An 18543-nucleotide genomic window follows, 5' to 3' on the forward strand; every position below is an offset into this window, starting at 1 on the left:
CGAATAAGTGTTGCGAACAACGGTTATCGTGAGTCTACAAATCTGGGCTTTTCGAACGGCTTTGCGCTTTATACAATATCATTTTTTGACTCATCAAGACTTTACCATTTGGCAAGGTCACTTCCCCAAGTTCCCCCTGATGTTCAAATCCAAACCGTTCATACAAAGCAATCGCTGGTGTGTTGGTTGTGTATACGTAGAGTGCGATTTGGTCGTAACCAAATTCCCAACCACGTGCGATCGCGACAGCCAACAGTTTTCGCCCCAATCCTTTGCCTCGGTAGTTTTTGTCGATGTGAATACCAAGAATACCGACGCGAAGGCGTTGCTCTCTTTCGTAACCGCACATCTCAGCTGGGTAGATTTCAACACTACCGATAAGTTTTTGGCGGTCAAACGCGACAAACTGAGGGATGGACTCGTTTTCCACACGTTGCAGGATTCTGCGAAGCGTTGCGTTATCGGGTGCTGGAGAAATCAAAAATTCCCCTTCGGAGTACACTCGATTCCACAGCGCGGTGAAGCGCGCGATATCGCTCACCTTGATGGATCTGATTTGCATTCATCTTCCTTGATTAGTGCAGGTTAGTAACGGTTAGGGGATAAGCTCAGATAAACAACGAATTTGGTTAGGAATGGCTTCGGCTGGTGCATCAGCGCCCGTTGGGTTAAACCAAATTGTGTTTACGCCCGCTTTCATCGCAGGGTAAATATCTTTGTGAGGTAAATCGCCAACCATGGTTATTCCACTTACGTTAACCCCTAACTGTTTTGCGATGGCGAGATAAAACTCAGGTTGGTTTTTAGCGATACCGAGGTTGGCAAAACAAAAATAGCCATTTAAGTATTGGTCTAAGTCGACGCGAACAAATGCACGCTGAATCTCTTCCATGTTGGAATCAGATGCACTGGTCGCAATGTAGATGGGATGATTTTGGGAAAGTATTGCCAGTGTTTCTCTGGCTTGAGGAACTGCTTCTACGTGTTCCCAATCGCACATTTTTCCTTGTGCGTGAGGGAAATCTACCATCAAGGTGTTCCCCCAATCGAAAAGATAAATCATGTTCGAATCTCCTTATCCGCACATCATATCGTCTTTTTCTAAAATCAGGGGGTAAATTGCATCGATAAATGCGATTTAGGTGGGTTTAGTCGTGAAAAGCGCTTAATTGTCGTTATCGTTACAAATGTTTCAGCATAATGCGTGAGTTAGTTTTAAAACCTTGATTATCGTAAAAGCGCTGTGCTGGCTGATTGAATTCCATCACTTCCAATCGAACTTGTGTGGCATTGGCATCGCGCGCCCATTGCTCACAGGCTTGGAGCAGTTGGCGGCCGATTCCTTGCTGCTTTTGCGCTTCATCGACAACAATTGTTCCCACGCGACAAATTGGGTCTTTGATCAGAAAACTGATGGTGTCGTTTTGGGTGATCATCGCGGTTAAGAAGCCGAGAATTTGCTGTTCGCGTTCGGCAATCAAAAAGAGTCGCTCTTTGTTCTCTAGTGCTTGTGCAAGAAATTCACGGTCAGCTTCTGAAGGCGCAACAAAGGCTTCTGGCGCATTCGCAAAATGCAGTGAATTAATTTGAAAATTAAGCTGAAAAATTCCGTCTAAATCATCGGGAATCGCTTGTCGGATATGGACTTGCATTCTATCTGCCCCCTGCAATATCGATAAATGATCCTGTGACATAAGAGGCTTCGTCACTTAATAGCCAAGCGATCGCATTTGCCACTTCTTCTACCGTGCCACCGCGTTTAAGAGGAATTTGAGGGCTGAGTCTATCTACTCGGTTTGGTTCTCCGCCGTCGGCATGCATATCAGTGTAAATGAAACCAGGTCGAACGCCATTGACGCGAATATTGCGCTCTGCCAACTCTAGCGAGAGCCCTTTAGTTAAGGTATCCATCGCGCCTTTTGATGTGGCGTAATCGACATACTCAAATGGCGCGCCTGAGCGCGACGCTCCAGAGGAGACATTCACAATTGCACCGCCTGCACTGAATCGCTTCGCCGCTTCTCGACAGCAGAGAAAACAGCTATTCACATTGGTGTTCATTACTTTCTGAAAGCGTTCCAAGCTGATTTCTGACAAAGGCGATTGAGTAAATAGGATGCCAACGTTGTTGACCAAGTGCGTCACTGCACCAAATTCACGTTCTGTTTCATCAAACAAGGAGAGCACTTGCTTCTCATCGGCTACGTCTGCGGCGATGGCAATCGCTTTGCCACCGTTTGCTTGTATTTCTGCCACAACTTGGTCGGCGGCCTCTTGCTGAGTGCGGTAATTAACGCAAACGCGATAGCCTTGCTCGGCCAGCTTTTTCGCCGCTGCGGCTCCAATGCCTCGGCTTGCGCCGGTAATGATGACTACTTTATTCAAAATACGTCCTTATTTTTGTAGTGAGTAGATTTTATCGGCGTAGGGTTTGCCACCAATTTGGTATGCGTCTGGAATGACCTCAATGAGTTCGAAACCACATTTTATCAGGACACGCTCTGACGCAATATTGCCTTCAGTGACCGTCGCGGAAAAGTGGTTGATGTTATGTGTCGAGGTTGCCCAGTATAGAAGCGCTTGAAGAGTTTCTGTTCCAAACTGTTGGCCATGAAATTCCGGCAAAAGTAAGTAACCTACCTCTGCCTTACCGTTTTCAATAGCAAAGCCAGTGATGCCGATGGGTTGTTCTGATTGCTTATTGAGTATTACAAGGCAAAGCCAATGCTGGCTATTTGGGGTCCATGGTAATAATCGCGAAGCAAATTTTTCTCTTATTTCTGTTTCGCTGGGACGATCGAAACAGAGCGCAATAACCTCTTGTTCGGAAAGTAATCGTTGAAAGAGTTCCCAGTCACTGGCTTTGATGGGTCTTAATTGGCTTCTGTGCGTCTCGATATAAACTGACATGCGTGTCCTTACTGCATCAATGTGGAGATTCAGTCTCTCATCCTCTTATCTGTTTAATCAAATAGTTGCATTCATAAAAGTGATTTATGTGGTGAATAGTTGGCTAGGCAATGGATTATTGCCATATATTCATCTTTGATATGTAAATAACAAAATTTCATACTTGAGGAATACAGAGCAACACGGAAATGATGTGGATCAAGAGAGGACTACCCATAAAGTAGTAATTTGCGACCTATAATTACATTTTATTTGGAAGTGTTGCTAATTATGTCAATAAAAAAACGATATGTTGCACTGCTGGTTGCTGCCGGCATTGGTGTGGGCTGGTTAACTTTGGGGGGGAGTGCGGCAGTAATGCATTACACCTCAGATACTGAATTTTGTCTCTCGTGCCACTCTATGGAAACCCCTTACAAAGAGTACCAAGGCTCAGTGCACTTCAGTAATGCGAAAGGCATTCGCGCGGAATGTTCTGACTGTCATATTCCTCAAGAACCAATGGATTACCTGATCACCAAAATTCGCGCGTCGAAAGACATCTACCATGAATTTGTGACAGGTAAGATCGACACGCCAGAGAAATATGAAGCACATCGTAAAGATATGGCTGAAACGGTATGGGCTCAGTTCCGTGAAAATGATTCAGCGACGTGTCGTTCGTGTCATGATTTCGATGCAATGGAAGAGTTTGAGCAATCACGTGATGCGGCGAAGATGCACGAGTACGCAAAAGCGAACGATCAAACGTGTATCGATTGTCACAAAGGTGTGGCGCACTTTGCACCAGAAGCAGAGCTAGACAGCAAGGCATTTGAAACGTTGATGAGCTTCACCACAAAAACATCACCTAATGCCAAGGTTGTTTACCCTGTGACTGAAATCGCAATGGGTGAGATGGGTAAAATTAACCCAACGACGAAGTTGGAAGTAATCAGCTCTGAAGGCGACAACCGCACTGTTAAGTTGAACGCATTCCAAATGAAAGGCGCAGAGCAAGTGCTTTACATGGGAGAAGGTCAACGTGCCATCGTAGCAACGCTAACCGAGCAAGGCCAACAAGCGCTTGAAACTGGTGAATTTGAGGCAGATGTTTACGGCAACGAATGGCGCGCGGTTTCTCTAACAGGTGCTATTGATTCTCCAGTTGTTGACACGCTTGAACCAGTATGGTCATACGCAGAAGAGTTGGACAACGTTTACTGTGCAACTTGTCACGCGAAAATTCCTTCAAATCACTTCACAGTGAATGCATGGGGACCGGTAGCGAAAAGTATGGGTGATCGAACTGATATTTCAGTCGAGAACCTAGAAATTCTAACCAAGTTCTTCCAGCACCACGCGAAAGATGTGGTTGGTCACTAACGATAAATAGAAGGATAAGATTATGACTAATATGACCCGTCGCGGATTTCTAAAAGGCACTGGTATGGCGGCTGGTGCAATGGCATTCACTTCATTTGCACCTATGTCTGTTGCGTCTTCTAATGCTCGCGGCAAAGGCATTCTAACGGCGGGCCGCATGGGCCCAATGTTGTGTGAAGTACAAGATGGTAAGTTGGTTTCGACCACCAATGCTCTGCCTCAAACTGTACCAAATAGCCTACAAAGCACCGGTCCTGACCAAGTGCACACTAAAGCGCGTGTTAAGTACCCAATGGTTCGTAAAGGTTACTTGGCAAACCCATCAGCTCCCGAAGGTGTTCGCGGCAGCGATGAATTTGTACGCGTGTCTTGGGATGAAGCTTACAAGCTGATCCACGAACAGCACATGCGCATTCGTAAAGAATATGGCCCGGCTTCTGTGTTTGCTGGTTCTTACGGCTGGCGTTCAAGTGGCGTGCTGCACAAAGCACAAACCTTGCTGCAACGTTACATGAGCATGGCAGGCGGCTACTCAGGCCACTTGGGTGACTACTCAACGGGTGCTGCGCAGATCATCATGCCGCACGTTGTGGGCTCTATCGAAGTGTACGAGCAACAAACCACGTACCCAGTGGTGCTAGAGCACAGTGATGTGGTTGTGCTTTGGGGCTTAAACCCAATCAACACCTTAAAAATCGCGTGGAGCTCAACAGACTGTGCTGGTCTTGAATTCTTCCATCAATTGAAAAAATCAGGCAAGACGATCATTGCGATTGACCCAATTCGTTCTGAAACCATCGAGTTCTTTGGCGAGAATGCGGAGTGGATTGCTCCTCACCCAATGACCGACGTGGCAATGATGATGGGTATCGCACACACCTTAGTGAAACAAGGTAAGCACGATAAAGCCTTCCTCGATAAATACACCGCAGGTTACGACAAGTTTGAAGCGTACCTGATGGGCGAAGAAGACGGCGTAGAAAAATCAGCAGAATGGGCATCACAAATCTGTGGCGTACCTGCGAAGCAACTTGAGCTACTGGCTGATATCTTCAGTAAAAACCGCACCATGCTGATGGCTGGTTGGGGCATGCAGCGCCAACAATACGGTGAGCAGCGTCACTGGATGCTGGTTACACTGGCAACAATGTTGGGTCAAATCGGTTTACCGGGCGGTGGTTTTGGTTTCTCTTACCACTACTCAAACGGTGGTAACCCTGCTCGTGATGCTGGCGTACTTCCTGCGATTTCGGCATCGCTGGGTGGCGGCTCTTCTGCGGGGAACGACTGGGCGGTGTCTGGCGCGGTGCAAAGCTTCCCTGTGGCGCGTATTGTCGAGGCGTTGGAAAACCCAGGTCAATCCTACCATCATAACGGTCATGAACTGACGTTCCCGGACATCAAGATGATTTGGTGGGCAGGTGGTGCGAACTTTACTCACCACCAAGACACCAACCGTCTGATCAAAGCGTGGCAAAAGCCTGAGCTGATCGTGATTTCAGAGCCTTACTGGACGGCGGCTGCGAAGCACGCGGACATTGTTCTGCCAATTACCACATCGTTCGAGCGTAACGACTTAACGATGACGGGTGACTACAGTAACCAACACTTGGTGCCAATGAAGCAAGTGGTTGAGCCGCAAGGTGAAGCGCGTAATGACTTCGATGTATTCGCGGACATGGCCGAGATGCTAGCTCCGGGTGGCCGTGACGTATACACCGAAGGCAAAACTGAAATGGAATGGCTGTACGGCTTCTACAAGGCGGCGCAACACGGTGGCCGTGGCTCTCGCGTAGCAATGCCGAACTTCAGCAAGTTCTGGGAAGATAACCAACTGATCGAGATGAAGTGGAACGAGAAGAACGCACAGTTTGTTCGTTACGCAGATTTCCGTGAAGACCCGATCATGAATCCACTCGGTACACCAAGTGGTAAGATCGAAATCTTCTCGAAAACCATTGAAGGTTATCAGTTGGAAGACTGTCCTCCACACCCAACGTGGATGGCACCAACCGAGTACACTGGCAATGCAAAAGACGGCGAGTTGCAGCTAATGACCGCGCACGCAGCGCATCGTCTACACAGCCAGTTTAACTACGCGAAGATTCGCGAAGAGTACGCAATTGCAAACCGTGAACCTATTTGGATTCACCCTGAAGATGCGAAAGCGCGTGGTATTAAAACGGGCGATTTAGTTCGTGCGTTTAACAACCGTGGCCAAGTATTGGTTGGTGCAGAAGTGACTGACCGAATCAAGCAAGGTTCAGTGTGTATTCATGAAGGCGGCTGGCCGGATCTGGATCCGAAAACCGGCATTTGTAAGAACGGCGGTTGTAACGTGTTAACGTTGGATATTCCGACCTCTCGACTTGCAAACGGCTGTGCGGCGAACTCGGCACTGGCTCGTATTGAAAAATACACTGGCCCAGAATTAGAACTAACAGCGTTTGAACCACCAAGAAATGGTTAGAAAAAAGTAGCGTTTTAAAGCAAGAAGCCAGCGAATCGCTGGCTTCTTTTTTATCTAGTAATCGTTCACATTAGCGCGAAGCGAGAGAAACAAATGGCATCTGTTTCTTAATTTGAAATGTCGGGAGTAAAGTAAATACAATCGCGACAAACAAGACTGAGCCTATTAAATCTTCAGGGCGATGCATCCCCAGCCATAAGCGGCTATATGCGACGCTCATTCCCCACATCCATAATGACAGTGCAGAGATATAGCACTTGTTCTGTAAGAACAACCCGCCAAAGAAAGCCAAACAAATCGAAACGAAAATCGTATGGCCGGATGGGAAAGAATAGTCTTTCTCGCCTTGCCAATGGCGCGTTCGCCAATCACTGACGTGTTCAGAAATCTGGTTAATTACGTTGGCTTGCTGCTTTGTATCCAACTGATAAAACGCGTCTGGGTGCTCAATCAATTGTTCTGCTGCGAGCAATTCCGTGTAGGGACGCGGGCTTTCTGTCATTAGTTTTAGCCCCGTTTTGCTGGCAAAGCCAATCACAAGTAACAGCCCTAACATTGAGAGTTTTTGCATCCACTCAGTGCGATTTGGTTTGAAGTGAAATAAAGAAAGCAGTAGCAGTGTTAACGTAATTAAAAAGCCTTTGCTGCCAGCAGAATCTGTGAGCAAAGTAAAAGTAATACCCAGACTTTCAGGCACCTGTGAAGTGAGATTGTGATAAGAGCCAAACAGCGACATTGAGATGATGCCAAGAACAGACAAGGCGAGCATCATCAATCCATATTTTTTGGTTTTCATTGAGAGCGTTTTGTTTTTATTGAGGGTTATTCAACCACGTGAAAATAAGGGGCTTATCTTACGTTATCTGGCGTGAAAAACTTATCAACGCTTTGTCAATTTGACGAGAGAATGAAGGTTGAGTGATGAATTGATGATATTTATCCGGAAGGTAAAGGCGCTCATCCTTAAGCGCTGGGGTCTTAATCCATCAGAGAAAGTAAGTATTCTGCTGCTTTGGTTGGGTTTTCTGCATGACAAATGGCAGAAACCAAAGCCAAACCATGTACACCTGTCGCACTCAGGGCAGGAATGTTGGTTTCGTTAATGCCGCCAATGGCAACAATCGGCAGTGAAGTCGTCTCTAACGCCATCTTCAAACCATCAATACCCCAGTGTTTTTTGGTGTTGGTTTTGGTCGGCGTAGCGAAGATGGCACTCAAGCCGATGTAATCAATGGGCAGAGAATCCGCCTCTGCCAGCTGATCTTCAGTCTCAATCGATAAGCCGAGGATCTTGTTTGGGCCAATCAATTGACGAGCGATCTCTGCTGGCATGTCTGACTGCCCGAGGTGAACACCATCGGCATCGACGGCAAGGGCAACATCAACACGATCATTGATGATTAGCGGGACGCCAGTACCTTCAAGGATAGTCTTTACGGCTTGAGCTCGTTCGATAAACGCACGCACATCGCCGTGTTTTTCGCGGACTTGTACCATGGTCACGCCACCTTCCACGGCTTTTTTCACAACACGCTTTAGTGTGGCTAAATCTTGTTGGTCATCGGTGACCAAATATAAACGATAGGCGTTCATTGGGTTTCCTTTAAGCCTCTCATTGAAAGAGGATTGAGAGGCTAGTGTTAAAAGAGATAAAAGCTTATTGCACGTGCAGTTTGAGGCGCTTCGCCAATGTTTCTTCATCCAACTGGTAAAGCTCATCCAACAGGTTCATTTGCAGGCTACCTGGACCACGAGCTTGTTCCGCTGCAATCTCGCCAACAACACCCAGTACCGCTGCTGCTGCGAGACCAGTGTCATCACCAACGGCAGCAAAAGCGCCCGTTAGTGCCGTGAGCGTACAGCCCATTCCGGTTACGTATGGCATCATCTCGTGACCATTGTTCAGTTGCACGGTTTGCCCTTTCGTGACGATGTAATCGGTCTCGCCAGAAATCACCACGCTTGCATCATACTCTGTGACTAAGAAGTTGGCTGCACCAAGTGCTGCGTCGCTGCTGTCTAACGCATCGACGCCTTTGCTTTGTGCTTGTTCGCCAGCGAGAGCGATGATTTCTGAGGCGTTACCACGAATGATCAACTTGTCGGCAAGGCGTGCGATCTCACGTGATGTCTCGGTACGTAGTGAGCTTGCTCCGCAACCGACAGGGTCGAGTACAACGATTTTACCGTTGGCATTGGCTTGCTCTACGGCATAGCTCATACGTGGTGTCCAAACGCTGTCTAGGGTACCGATGTTGATAACCAATGCGCCAGCGAACGACATTATCTCTGTCATCTCTTGTTTGGAGTGCGCCATGATTGGCGAAGCTCCGATAGCCAACAAAGCGTTCGCCGTGTTGTTCATCACCACGTAGTTGGTAATGTTCACGACTAAAGGCTTTTGCTGGCGTACTGCGGTTAATGCTTGGGTGATTTGTTCAATTAACATGAGACTCTCCGATTAATCTTGCTGAGCGTTCAGACCTTGTTGCCAGAATGCCACTTCCATACGCGTTGCAGTTTTGAATACCTGAATCAGGTTTTGACCGCGTTGGCTATTGATGTCGATTTCCGCCAATAACTGATTAAAGTGTTCTGCACCTTTTGCGACACCAGATTGGAATTCCTCACCACCGTAGAGGTTGATCCAACTTGCGTATGGGTTGCCTTCGATTACCGTGTTCTCATCTTCAATCAGCATTTTACCGATTACGGCATAACCGATAGAGCATGGTGCTAGTGCCGCGTATAGATCAACAAGATCGCCCGTCATGCCAGCATCCAATACGTAGCGCGTGTAAGCCACAGTGCCGAAATCTTCTGGCTCGTTTTCTAAGTCGGATTCTGTCAGTCCCCATTGCTCACAGTAAGTCACGTGGTGGGCGATTTCAGAATCGAGCAATGCATGTACGCTTGGGAGAGCGCGGCGCATGTCATCCAAAGTACGCGCTTTGTAGATCGCTAATGCGTAAGCTCGTGCGTACTGCTTTAGGAAAAGAAAATCCTGCTTTAGGTAATGCAGAAAACAAGGCTGAGTCAGAGTGCCTTTTGCCAATTGCTGTACGAAAGCATGCTCAGTGTATTCTTGCCAATCTTGGCGGCAAGCGTCGATCAAATCTTGGTATTTCATTATGGGTATCTCGTTATCAAAAGACCCTAGGCTGAGATCCTAAGGTCAGTAGAATTAGTCAAAGCTCGGTACGTAATCTTTCGCTTTTGGCAGTGTTTCGATGATTTTTTGTGAATACATGAATTGCGCATAATCATCGTAGCGTTTCAGATCTACTGCGGATGGACGAAGAGCAAAACGAGTTAGCGTGTCGTTCCAAGCGCGTTGGTTAAGCTCGTTGTTGAGCGTGTCTGGTGAATAAGCCACGAACTCTTTCCACGACTCTTTTGGATGGTTAACGATGTAAGTGGTTGCTTGCTCTAGCGCTTTGTTGAATGCCTTGATGGCTTCTTTGTCGTAGGTTTTTGCATTGGCTACGAAGACTAACTCGTCATACGCTGGTACGCCGTGTTCTTCAGGGAAGAAGGCCTTAGCTTTATAACCTTCTAGTGCAAGTTGGTTGGTTTCGAAGTTACGTAGACCGCCCCAAATCGCATCCACTTTGCCAGACGCAAGAGACGAAGACAGTGCCCAACCTACGTTGATGATTTGTACGTCAGAAAACTTCACGTTCTCTTCAGCTAGCATGGTGCCGATTGTCGCTTCTTCGTTGCCTGCGATCGCAATACCGATCTTCTTGCCTTTCAAGTCACCAAGGTTTTCATTCTTACCGTTATCCAACACCATCAGCGTGTTGAGTGGCGTAGCAATCAGAGTCGCAGAGCGGATTAGTGGCAAACCAGCTGCGACATCGATAGTTAGGCTTGGTTGGTATGAAATCGCCATGTCGACTTTGCCAGCAGCGACCAACTTAGGAGGTGTACTTGGATCTGCTGGCTCTTGAATGTTGACCTTCAAACCTTGCTCTTTGAAGTAACCACGCTCTTTGGCAATAACGATAGGACCATGGTTTGGATTGACGAACCAATCCAACATCAGTGTCATCTCTTTTTCAGCGGCAAGCACGTTGGTTGATACCACTGAAGCGAGTAGAGCAGCAGCGCTCATAAGTTTGTTTTTATTCACGGGGTTCTTCCTTTTCTTTCCCAATTTTCTTTGGTTATTTTCTGTAATTATTTGCTTTCCCAAGGGATGGCTTTTTTCAATAACTTATCGGTGATGAAGTAGAGTGAGATAGATAGTACGGCGAGGATAAACAGCGCCGCAAACATCTCGTCAATGATCATGCGAGCATTAGCTTGGAGCATCAGATAACCCAAGCCTTCACTTGAACCTACCCACTCACCGACCACTGCTCCAATCGGCGCAATAACGACGGCAACACGAATGCCTGAGGCTAAAGTTGGTAGGGCGGCTGGCAATTGAATATGACGAAGTAACTGCCATTTAGACGCGCCCATGGTCTTGGCAAGGTCGAGGTAACCTGTTGGCGTATTGCGCAAGCCGTCATAGCAACATGTCGTGACGGGGAAAAAGATGATGATCGCCGCCATGACTACTTTTGATGCAATGCCGTAACCCAGCCAAAGCATGAGCACTGGCGCGATGGCGAACACAGGGATCGCTTGGCTAGCAATCAGAATAGGCAATAACCAACGCTTCAGCGGCTCGAACATCAGCATTTGCAATGCGAACAGCAAACCCATCGATAATCCAAGCGCCAAGCCAAATAAGATCTCTTGCGCGGTAACCCAAGTATGTTTGAGCAGGACATCGTAACGAGTGACCAATCTATCCAGCACTTCAATTGGTGAAGGTAAGATGAAGTTTGGCATGTCGAATATCACCACTACCAACTGCCACAATCCCAAGATCACCGCTGTGCTGATAACTAAGTGCAGAGCCGGATGGGTCACGCGTTCTTTTTTACGAATACGTGCCGAAACGGAGTTGTACTGAGTCATATCACTCATAGTCTTTCTCCAATTGATCCAAAATCGCTTGTTGAAGCGCGGCGCACTCTCCATCGAGAACTCGTGGCGGCTTGGAGTCTGAAACGACCAAGTGCTGAGCTTGCGCAGGCGTACCTTGCAACACATAGAGTTGGTGAGCTAATCGCACCGCTTCTTGTGGGTCGTGGGTAATCAGAACAACCGTCTTATCTTTCAGCAATTCGGCAGACAAGGTTTGCAACTTATGACGAGTAACCGCGTCCAGTGCAGAGAAAGGCTCATCCATCAGAACTAGAGGCTTGTCTTGCATCAGAGTGCGAGCAAGGGCAACACGTTGTCTCATGCCGCCAGAGAGCTGAGCTGGCTTAGCATCCGCGTAATCGGCGAGTCCCACTTGGCTTAGTAAAGTCAGTGCACGTTGTCTATTTTGCTCTGGTGCTTGCACTTGAGAAAATCGAGAACTGAGGCAGACGTTGTCTAACACATTCAACCACGGTAGCAATAAATCCTGCTGAGCCATGTAAGCGATACGGTCATGCAGTGCAGCGCCATCCGTTGTGATGAGTTCGCCATGCCAGTCAACTTGGTCATCCAGTAGGCCAGCTAAGTAACGCAATATTGTGGTTTTCCCGCAGCCACTGCGACCAAGTAACACTGTCCATTGATTAGCAGGAATAGTCATACTCAACCCTGCTAGCGTTGGTGTTTGGCTGTCTTTGTATCGCAGACTAGCATCGGAAAGCTGAATGCCAATCGCGTTAGCGAACATAAGTATGACCCGCAAAAAAGTGGTTCACAGGGCCATGGCCTTTACCTACATCCAATTCATCAGCGTGTGCGATAGCTTGGCTGATGTACTGCTTACCCAGGTGCACCGCTTTGTGTAGGTTGTTGCCTTGGCCAAGATAAGACGCAATGGCGGAAGAAAGTGTACAGCCTGTGCCATGAGTGTTTTTGGTTGGAAATCGCTTGGCGCTAATTAACTCGGCACTGTCTTGCATGATAAGCAGATCGTTGCTGTTTTCATTTTCTTCAAGGTGACCGCCTTTGAGCAGAATAGCTTTGGCGCCAAGCGCACGAAGGTCGGTAATCATATCGTTCATTTCAGATTCTGATTGAGGCATTGGCTTACCCGTCAATGCTGCGCCTTCGGGTAGGTTAGGGGTAATGATGTCTGCGAGCGGAATCAATTCTTCTTTTAAAGTGCTGATTGCCGACTGTTCCAGTAATAGATCGCCGCTGGTGGCCACCATCACAGGGTCAATCACGAGGTGTTTTGGCTGGTATTGTTTAATTTTGTCTGCAACGACTTTGATGATGTTGGAATCTGCCAGCATGCCCACTTTGACTGCAACGATGTTGAGGTCGGTAAATACTGCATCAAGTTGGCTCTCTACATGGTCGAGAGGAATGGGGAAAATCGCAGAAACGCCTTGGGTATTTTGCGAAGTAATCGCCGTGATTACCGAGCAAGCAAAACTGCCGGTTGCGGACATCGCTTTGATGTCGGCTTGAATACCTGCACCGCCACCACTGTCTGAGCCCGCGATGGTCAATACGATAGGGGTAGGCAAGGCTGGCGTGTGATGTGAATGAGGTTGTGATTGCTGCGTCATGGTCGCTCCTACTACAAGACGTATAGGAACTGACTTTGACCGTTGCAGATAGATCGATTTTTCGATCGCTATCGCTTACCTAAGAGGGGCGACGAAAGGCAAAGTGTGCATAGTTCCCTACGCCAGTGCTAACTGAATCAGGTTCAACGGGTCTCGAATTTCGATCTCAGCCAACACTTGTCGTGTGGCCCCCCGACTATTTCGTTCGGATGATAGCAGGACCATTGCGGAAGGGATACGTTTTTTGAGCGTAATTATAATGAGTATTCAATTATGCGAGGTGAGTGATAAAGTAAGCACCTAAATGGTTTGCTGGGTGGAATTTACTAGTGCAACGCTCTGGTGAATGAGCAGAACCTGGAATATTTAATAAATAATCGTGGTCTCGTTAAGCAAGGATTAGCACAAAACAAGGTTAAAAAACTGTTAAAATTTAACGTGTTGCCAATTTAACTTTGTTGAACTTTTTCACAGTTAATTAGGAAGGCTAAGACGATCATCGAGCAAGGAGACTTCATGCTTAATTCTGTAACAGCGAAGTCAGTGATCGATCATGCGCTCTTTTTGGGGGCTGATTTCGCTGAACTATTCGTTGAACATCACCAAACCAACACTGTCCAGATCGCATCTGGTGAAGTGGATAAGGTTAACTCGGGTATCGATTTTGGTATCGGTATTCGTCTTTTTTTCGGTCATAAGGTGCTTTACGGTTACACCAACAGCACAGATGAAGCCGAACTAAAGCGCGTAACCTCGCTGCTTGCTGCAAAAGACAAGCGTGAGCAAATCGCGTCAGCGGGTTCTTTGAATTTGAACCGCTACCCAATCCAACATGGTTGCCGCATGCCGCTAGGTAAGGATGCTAACCTAGATTCAAAAATCGCGTTTCTATTGAAAGTTGACCAAGCCGCACGTGCTGAGAGTGAACATATCAGCCAGTTTATTGGCAGCGTTCTTCAGCGCGAGCAACAAGTGTCTATCTTCAACTCAGAAGGTCTACACGTTGACGATACTCGCCACTACATTCGTGTTGCTGGTAACACTGTCGCGCAAAAAGGTAATGAGCAGTCTTCTGGTATGGAAGGTCCTGGCGCTCTTGCTGGTTGGGAATTCAGTGAACAGCTTGATGCCAAAGAGCTAGGTCAAACTATCGCGCAGCAAGCGTTAGTAAAACTTGGCGCGGATGCTTGTCCATCGGGTGAAATGCCAGTGGTAATTGGTAACGGCTTTGGCGGCGTTATCTTCCATGAAGCGTGTGGTCACTTGCTAGAAACCACTTCGGTTGCGAAGAAAGCTTCAGTATTCCACGACAAGATGGGCGAAATGGTTGCTCACACCGCGGTGAATGCAGTCGATGATGGCACCATGACCAACGAATGGGGCTCGATTCATGTTGATGACGAAGGCATGAAGACTCAGCGCACCCAATTGATCAAAGACGGTAAGCTAACCAGCTTTATGGTCGATAAAATGGGTGGCATGAAGACAGGTTACGAACCTACGGGTTCTGGTCGTCGTCAAAACTACAAGTTCGCACCAACCTCGCGTATGCGTAATACCTTTATCGAAGAAGGCGAGCATTCACTTGATGACATGCTGGCAGGCATCGAGCGTGGTATCTATGCGAAGAAGATGGGCGGTGGCTCGGTTCAACCGGGTACGGGTGAGTTTAACTTTGCTGTTCGTGAAGCTTATCTCATTGAAAATGGCAAAATCACCAAGCCTCTGAAAACAGCAACGCTGATCAGCACGGGTCCAAAAGTGTTGAAAGAAATCAGCATGGTCGGCAAAGACATGGCACTTGCGCCGGGCATGTGTGGTTCCGTAAGTGGTTCAGTACCAACAACAGTCGGTCAGCCAACACTGAAAGTCGATAACATTCTGGTAGGAGGCGGTAACTAATGAGCCAAGAACAACAACTTCTTAATGCGGTTGATTACGTCCTATCAGAAGCAAAACGCCAAGGTGCAGAAGCGGACGTCATTGTAAACCGCAACAGCAGCTTTTCTCTGAAAGCGAACCAAGGAAAGCTGGATGAGTACAAAGTAAGCTCAAGCCAAGTGCTGGGTGTTCGTGTTGTGAAAGATGCGCGTGTTGCAACGAGCTATTCTGAGTCGTTAGAACAACCAAGCTTAGATTTGATGCTGACTAATGCACTGCAAAGCGCTCGTTTTTCCAAGCAAGATGAACATCAGACCATTAGTTGTGTGAACAGCCAAATCACGACTGACGTGGCTGAGATTGCTCAAGAAGACACAACTTCGATTGATGAAAAAATTGAACTGTCTCTCGCACTTGAGCAAGGCGTAGTGGCTCTGCCTCACGCTTCTAGCGCACCATACAATGGTTACAGTGATGGTGAAACTCAGCTCATCATCGCGAATACTCAAGGTACGTTATGTCAACATTTCGAGCGATCGTTCACTTGTTACGCGTATACCTTGTTTGAAAAAGACGGCAAACAGTCGATGGCGGGAAGAATGTCGCTAGGTCGCCGTTTTGATGAGTTGGCTCCAGCTTATTGTATAGAAGGCGGTTACAAGCTTGCTCGTGATCTTCTTGAAGGTGTACCGGTTGCGACGGGTAACTACCCCGCTATTTTCCACATCAATGCGCTGGCAAGTTTATTCGGTGCTTTCGGCAGTGCTTTCTCTGGCGTAAGCGCGATGAAAGGCATTACGCCACTGGGTGATAAGCTTGGTCAACGTGTTGCGAGTGATTTAATTACCTTTACTGATACGGCTTACATGCCAAATGGTATGGCAATCGCAAGTTTTGATAGTGAAGGCTTTGCTACTCAAGACAATGTGATGATTGCTAATGGCCAACTGAATACGCTATTGCACAATAGCCAAACAGCGAATTATTTGGGTGCAGTGTCGACGGCAAGTGCCGCTCGCGGTGCAAAATCGAGCTTAGACGTATCAGCGAATCACAAAGTGATTGCGACAGGCAACAGCAGTGCATCAGAAGTAAAAGCGGGAGAGTACCTAGAGTTAGTCGAGCTTCAAGGTGTCCATTCTGGTGCGGATGCAGTGAGTGGTGATTTCTCATTTGGTGCGAGTGGCTTCTTGTGCCGTGATGGAGAGCGCGTTCAGCCAGTTCGTGGGATCACGGTAGCGGGTAACTTCTACAAGATGCTGCAAGAAGTTGAGGCAGTGGGTGATACTCAGTTAATTAACGATAGCCGAACTTTCTTCTCGCCAGACATTCGTTTTGCTCGTTTGAGAATTGGTGGTAAGTAAACTTAGCATCCCTATAGAAACAAAAAAGAGGACTCAATGGAGTCCTCTTTCATTGTCTAGCAACGTGTGCGTGAATAACTAGAATTCGCGTATGTCCAACTCATTGTGGATCAATACCACACACTGAGAAGCGAAAAGCATCTTAGGACCTAAGCTGATCTTCTCTGTGCCAAGGCGCTTTAAGCTGTTAAAAGACTTTTTCGGCATCGGTATATGGTCAGTTAGCAAGAAACATGGGTTTTCACCAATTTCTGCATCACGAACAAATTCGCCTTTCTTATCCAGCATATATAGTTGGTGATCTTCTGCCAGCTCTTGTACTAGGCGTTCAAAGCTCACTGTACGAACGGTAATACCAGGTTCGACTTCACGAAGTTGCTCTTTACCCATACCAACCGAAGCATCCAAAGCGCGAGCCACTGCTGCAATCAAGGTTGACTCATGGAAGCCGCCAATGTTGGTGATGTCGTTGGAGCGAATAGTAATGGTGCGTGAGAAGTCTTTTGTGCTTTCCAAAACCAAGTGAACAACCACATCTTCACGGTGTGATTGAGCAACGAACATAGTGTTCATCATGGTATGAGCAAGAATCTCTGTATGCGCTTCATTACCAACACCTTCTAACAGTGCTTTGCTGGTGGTTGGCGCCGCGCGAGCTCGTAAAACAAAAGAGCGCATGAATTTAGCCTCTATATAGGAAGAGTGAATGCGCGGAAGTATATACCCAAGCAGGGAAGGGATGCGAGTTTAATAGCAAATGTGAACTTACTTACAAAGCTTCGATTGTCGTGCGGAGTGCGCTGGTTAAAATAGAGGTAACCTGTTAGGAGCGGTATATGGAAATCAAACAGATAAATAAAGACATTTATAAAAAGAAAGTAAGCCTTGTGATTGGCGGTTTTGTTGCGTTGCTCGCCATCTCTTCTCTTGCCTTTAGTACCTTGCTGATTGTTTTGTTTGGCAACACTGAAGTCGTACCAGAACAATCAACGGGCAATTTCCATTGGAATTTGATTGGTGTCGTTCTCGCAGTTGCAACTTCCCTCTCTTTATTGAATCAAATTAAAACTCGACCATACATGGAAGAAGTGCTGTACGTTTGGAAAGTCAAGCAACTGCACAACAAAATCTTTCGTAAACTAAAAAACATTAAAGCAGCCGCGAGCAATGACAATGTAAAAGCGCTCACTACGCTTAAGTTCTATTACACCACGCAACGCCAAGTGTTTGAGTTAGACAACAACACACTGACGATGAGCAGTGTAAATAAAGAATTGGAGGCTATCGAGCAAATCGAAGCGGCGCAATCACTGGATCTTGATATCACCAGCTTTAAAGAGAGCTGGGTAGACACATACTGATTGCCTATTTGCTACTTGAAGTTAACAACTGAGTGCTAAAATTAAGCGTTTGAGTGAGTTTTAATCACTCGATGCTTTTTTTTAAGTTTTTTTCTAAAAAGGGGTTGCCAAGAAAAATCATCTCCCTATAATGCGCCTCCGTTGTCAGGGCAAAGCGGAAACGCAAAAGCAATTGGCAATAAGGCGAAAGAAAGCTTCTAAAAATTAATTTTAAAAAGTGTTTGACACTGAAAGTTAATTCCTTAGAATACGCCTCCGCTTCGATAGCAAAGCTTACGAAGCAAGCTCTTTAACAATATAGACCTATCAATCTGTGTGGGCACTCGTTGATGATAATCCAATTAGATATTTCTTTCTTAACGGAAAGCGGTATCAAATTAGGTTTCAATGAAACGAAGTGACCAATCAAGTCTTCGGACTTGGCACAGTCAATTCATTATCGTTCTGTTGGAACGATAATAGCTTTAAAATTACATTAGTAGTTTTGAAGTCAGTATTCATTGAGCCTCGCCCTATTTATTTAGGGAATCAAAAACTTTAAATTGAAGAGTTTGATCATGGCTCAGATTGAACGCTGGCGGCAGGCCTAACACATGCAAGTCGAGCGGAAACGA

The 18543-nt window shown here is 46.8% G+C and carries 19 protein-coding genes, 1 rRNA gene and 1 riboswitch; of the genes, 6 read left to right on the forward strand and 14 right to left on the reverse strand.

Features of this window, described 5'->3' with window-relative positions; translation table 11 throughout:
- Positions 1-34 precede the first annotated feature (34 nt).
- The 5 genes from R7M92_RS01900 to R7M92_RS01920 form a co-directional block, all read right to left on the reverse strand.
- On the reverse strand, positions 35-562 hold the full coding sequence (locus R7M92_RS01900; RefSeq protein WP_064369517.1) for a GNAT family N-acetyltransferase: 528 nt from the start codon (positions 560-562) through the stop codon (positions 35-37).
- A gap of 33 nt (positions 563-595) precedes the next feature.
- Complete coding sequence (locus R7M92_RS01905; RefSeq protein ID WP_047102511.1) at positions 596-1063, reverse strand: HAD family hydrolase; 468 nt, start codon at positions 1061-1063, stop codon at positions 596-598.
- Between the two features lie 118 nt (positions 1064-1181).
- Positions 1182-1652 carry a GNAT family N-acetyltransferase gene (locus tag R7M92_RS01910; protein WP_047102512.1) on the reverse strand — a complete coding sequence of 157 codons (471 nt, stop codon included), beginning with the start codon at positions 1650-1652 and terminating at the stop codon, positions 1182-1184.
- Between the two features lies 1 nt (position 1653).
- On the reverse strand, positions 1654-2385 hold the full coding sequence (locus tag R7M92_RS01915) for a glucose 1-dehydrogenase (RefSeq protein ID WP_005383319.1): 732 nt from the start codon (positions 2383-2385) through the stop codon (positions 1654-1656).
- 9 nt (positions 2386-2394) lie between these two features.
- Complete coding sequence (locus R7M92_RS01920) at positions 2395-2910, reverse strand: GNAT family N-acetyltransferase (protein ID WP_047102513.1); 516 nt, start codon at positions 2908-2910, stop codon at positions 2395-2397.
- A 270-nt stretch (positions 2911-3180) separates the two neighbouring features.
- On the opposite strand from R7M92_RS01920, the gene R7M92_RS01925 reads away from it, so the two are divergent.
- Together R7M92_RS01925 and R7M92_RS01930 are read left to right on the forward strand one after the other, a co-directional pair.
- Positions 3181-4275: a NapC/NirT family cytochrome c gene (locus tag R7M92_RS01925; RefSeq protein WP_318132559.1), complete on the forward strand. Its 1095-nt coding sequence runs from the start codon at positions 3181-3183 to the stop codon at positions 4273-4275.
- A 22-nt stretch (positions 4276-4297) separates the two neighbouring features.
- The gene (locus R7M92_RS01930) at positions 4298-6745 is read left to right on the forward strand and encodes a molybdopterin guanine dinucleotide-containing S/N-oxide reductase (RefSeq protein ID WP_318132561.1); all 2448 of its coding nucleotides are present in this window, start codon (positions 4298-4300) and stop codon (positions 6743-6745) included.
- Positions 6746-6815: 70 nt separating this feature from the next.
- On the opposite strand, the gene R7M92_RS01935 is transcribed toward R7M92_RS01930, so the two are convergent.
- The 8 genes from R7M92_RS01935 to thiD form a co-directional block, all read right to left on the reverse strand.
- Positions 6816-7541 carry a phosphatase PAP2 family protein gene (locus R7M92_RS01935; RefSeq protein ID WP_318132563.1) on the reverse strand — a complete coding sequence of 242 codons (726 nt, stop codon included), beginning with the start codon at positions 7539-7541 and terminating at the stop codon, positions 6816-6818.
- A 182-nt stretch (positions 7542-7723) separates the two neighbouring features.
- Complete coding sequence (gene thiE / locus R7M92_RS01940) at positions 7724-8338, reverse strand: thiamine phosphate synthase (protein WP_238970620.1); 615 nt, start codon at positions 8336-8338, stop codon at positions 7724-7726.
- Positions 8339-8402: 64 nt separating this feature from the next.
- A complete protein-coding gene (gene thiM, locus R7M92_RS01945) occupies positions 8403-9194 on the reverse strand; it encodes a hydroxyethylthiazole kinase (protein ID WP_318132564.1) in 792 nt (263 codons plus the stop codon).
- Positions 9195-9206: 12 nt separating this feature from the next.
- A complete protein-coding gene (gene tenA, locus R7M92_RS01950) occupies positions 9207-9875 on the reverse strand; it encodes a thiaminase II (protein WP_206949222.1) in 669 nt (222 codons plus the stop codon).
- 54 nt (positions 9876-9929) lie between these two features.
- Positions 9930-10880 carry an ABC transporter substrate-binding protein gene (locus tag R7M92_RS01955; RefSeq protein ID WP_206949223.1) on the reverse strand — a complete coding sequence of 317 codons (951 nt, stop codon included), beginning with the start codon at positions 10878-10880 and terminating at the stop codon, positions 9930-9932.
- A 47-nt stretch (positions 10881-10927) separates the two neighbouring features.
- The gene (locus tag R7M92_RS01960; protein ID WP_170893878.1) at positions 10928-11728 is read right to left on the reverse strand and encodes an ABC transporter permease; all 801 of its coding nucleotides are present in this window, start codon (positions 11726-11728) and stop codon (positions 10928-10930) included.
- The gene (locus R7M92_RS01965; protein ID WP_318132566.1) at positions 11721-12476 is read right to left on the reverse strand and encodes an ABC transporter ATP-binding protein; all 756 of its coding nucleotides are present in this window, start codon (positions 12474-12476) and stop codon (positions 11721-11723) included. Before R7M92_RS01965 ends, R7M92_RS01960 begins: the two co-directional genes overlap by 8 nt.
- Positions 12466-13323: a bifunctional hydroxymethylpyrimidine kinase/phosphomethylpyrimidine kinase gene (gene thiD, locus R7M92_RS01970; protein WP_005383329.1), complete on the reverse strand. Its 858-nt coding sequence runs from the start codon at positions 13321-13323 to the stop codon at positions 12466-12468. Before thiD ends, R7M92_RS01965 begins: the two co-directional genes overlap by 11 nt.
- 97 nt (positions 13324-13420) lie before the next feature.
- A riboswitch (TPP riboswitch) is annotated at positions 13421-13528 on the reverse strand.
- Between the two features lie 311 nt (positions 13529-13839).
- Between thiD and R7M92_RS01975 the strand changes: the two genes are divergently transcribed.
- Both R7M92_RS01975 and R7M92_RS01980 read left to right on the forward strand, forming a co-directional pair.
- The gene (locus R7M92_RS01975; RefSeq protein ID WP_115386907.1) at positions 13840-15225 is read left to right on the forward strand and encodes a TldD/PmbA family protein; all 1386 of its coding nucleotides are present in this window, start codon (positions 13840-13842) and stop codon (positions 15223-15225) included.
- Entirely contained in the window at positions 15225-16568 is a 1344-nt protein-coding gene (locus tag R7M92_RS01980; protein ID WP_318132567.1) for a TldD/PmbA family protein, read from the forward strand. Before R7M92_RS01975 ends, R7M92_RS01980 begins: the two co-directional genes overlap by 1 nt.
- 78 nt (positions 16569-16646) lie before the next feature.
- Here R7M92_RS01980 and trmY read toward each other — a convergent pair whose 3' ends face one another.
- Positions 16647-17246 carry a tRNA (pseudouridine(54)-N(1))-methyltransferase TrmY gene (gene trmY / locus R7M92_RS01985; protein ID WP_017634347.1) on the reverse strand — a complete coding sequence of 200 codons (600 nt, stop codon included), beginning with the start codon at positions 17244-17246 and terminating at the stop codon, positions 16647-16649.
- Between the two features lie 158 nt (positions 17247-17404).
- Here trmY and R7M92_RS01990 point away from each other — a divergent pair, with 158 nt between their 5' ends.
- Entirely contained in the window at positions 17405-17929 is a 525-nt protein-coding gene (locus R7M92_RS01990; RefSeq protein WP_213973001.1) for a DUF3087 domain-containing protein, read from the forward strand.
- A 539-nt stretch (positions 17930-18468) separates the two neighbouring features.
- Positions 18469-18543, forward strand: a 16S ribosomal RNA gene (locus tag R7M92_RS01995); the annotation flags it as partial.

It is taken from the genome of Vibrio sp. Vb2880 (genome assembly GCF_033337975.1).
In the GTDB taxonomy this organism is placed as follows: domain Bacteria; phylum Pseudomonadota; class Gammaproteobacteria; order Enterobacterales; family Vibrionaceae; genus Vibrio; species Vibrio alginolyticus.

What these genes read in the sequence shown, in the direction of transcription:
- R7M92_RS01900 (WP_064369517.1), bottom strand. Translation starts at nt 562, where the DNA reads ATGCAAATCAGATCCATCAAGGTGAGCGATATCGCGCGCTTCACCGCG.
- R7M92_RS01905 (WP_047102511.1), bottom strand. Translation starts at nt 1,063, where the DNA reads ATGATTTATCTTTTCGATTGGGGGAACACCTTGATGGTAGATTTCCCT.
- R7M92_RS01910 (WP_047102512.1), bottom strand. Translation starts at nt 1,652, where the DNA reads ATGCAAGTCCATATCCGACAAGCGATTCCCGATGATTTAGACGGAATT.
- R7M92_RS01920 (WP_047102513.1), bottom strand. Translation starts at nt 2,910, where the DNA reads ATGTCAGTTTATATCGAGACGCACAGAAGCCAATTAAGACCCATCAAA.
- R7M92_RS01925 (WP_318132559.1), top strand. Translation starts at nt 3,181, where the DNA reads ATGTCAATAAAAAAACGATATGTTGCACTGCTGGTTGCTGCCGGCATT.
- R7M92_RS01930 (WP_318132561.1), top strand. Translation starts at nt 4,298, where the DNA reads ATGACTAATATGACCCGTCGCGGATTTCTAAAAGGCACTGGTATGGCG.
- R7M92_RS01935 (WP_318132563.1), bottom strand. Translation starts at nt 7,541, where the DNA reads ATGAAAACCAAAAAATATGGATTGATGATGCTCGCCTTGTCTGTTCTT.
- thiE (WP_238970620.1), bottom strand. Translation starts at nt 8,338, where the DNA reads ATGAACGCCTATCGTTTATATTTGGTCACCGATGACCAACAAGATTTA.
- thiM (WP_318132564.1), bottom strand. Translation starts at nt 9,194, where the DNA reads ATGTTAATTGAACAAATCACCCAAGCATTAACCGCAGTACGCCAGCAA.
- tenA (WP_206949222.1), bottom strand. Translation starts at nt 9,875, where the DNA reads ATGAAATACCAAGATTTGATCGACGCTTGCCGCCAAGATTGGCAAGAA.
- R7M92_RS01960 (WP_170893878.1), bottom strand. Translation starts at nt 11,728, where the DNA reads ATGAGTGATATGACTCAGTACAACTCCGTTTCGGCACGTATTCGTAAA.
- R7M92_RS01965 (WP_318132566.1), bottom strand. Translation starts at nt 12,476, where the DNA reads ATGTTCGCTAACGCGATTGGCATTCAGCTTTCCGATGCTAGTCTGCGA.
- thiD (WP_005383329.1), bottom strand. Translation starts at nt 13,323, where the DNA reads ATGACGCAGCAATCACAACCTCATTCACATCACACGCCAGCCTTGCCT.
- R7M92_RS01975 (WP_115386907.1), top strand. Translation starts at nt 13,840, where the DNA reads ATGCTTAATTCTGTAACAGCGAAGTCAGTGATCGATCATGCGCTCTTT.
- R7M92_RS01980 (WP_318132567.1), top strand. Translation starts at nt 15,225, where the DNA reads ATGAGCCAAGAACAACAACTTCTTAATGCGGTTGATTACGTCCTATCA.
- trmY (WP_017634347.1), bottom strand. Translation starts at nt 17,246, where the DNA reads ATGCGCTCTTTTGTTTTACGAGCTCGCGCGGCGCCAACCACCAGCAAA.
- R7M92_RS01990 (WP_213973001.1), top strand. Translation starts at nt 17,405, where the DNA reads ATGGAAATCAAACAGATAAATAAAGACATTTATAAAAAGAAAGTAAGC.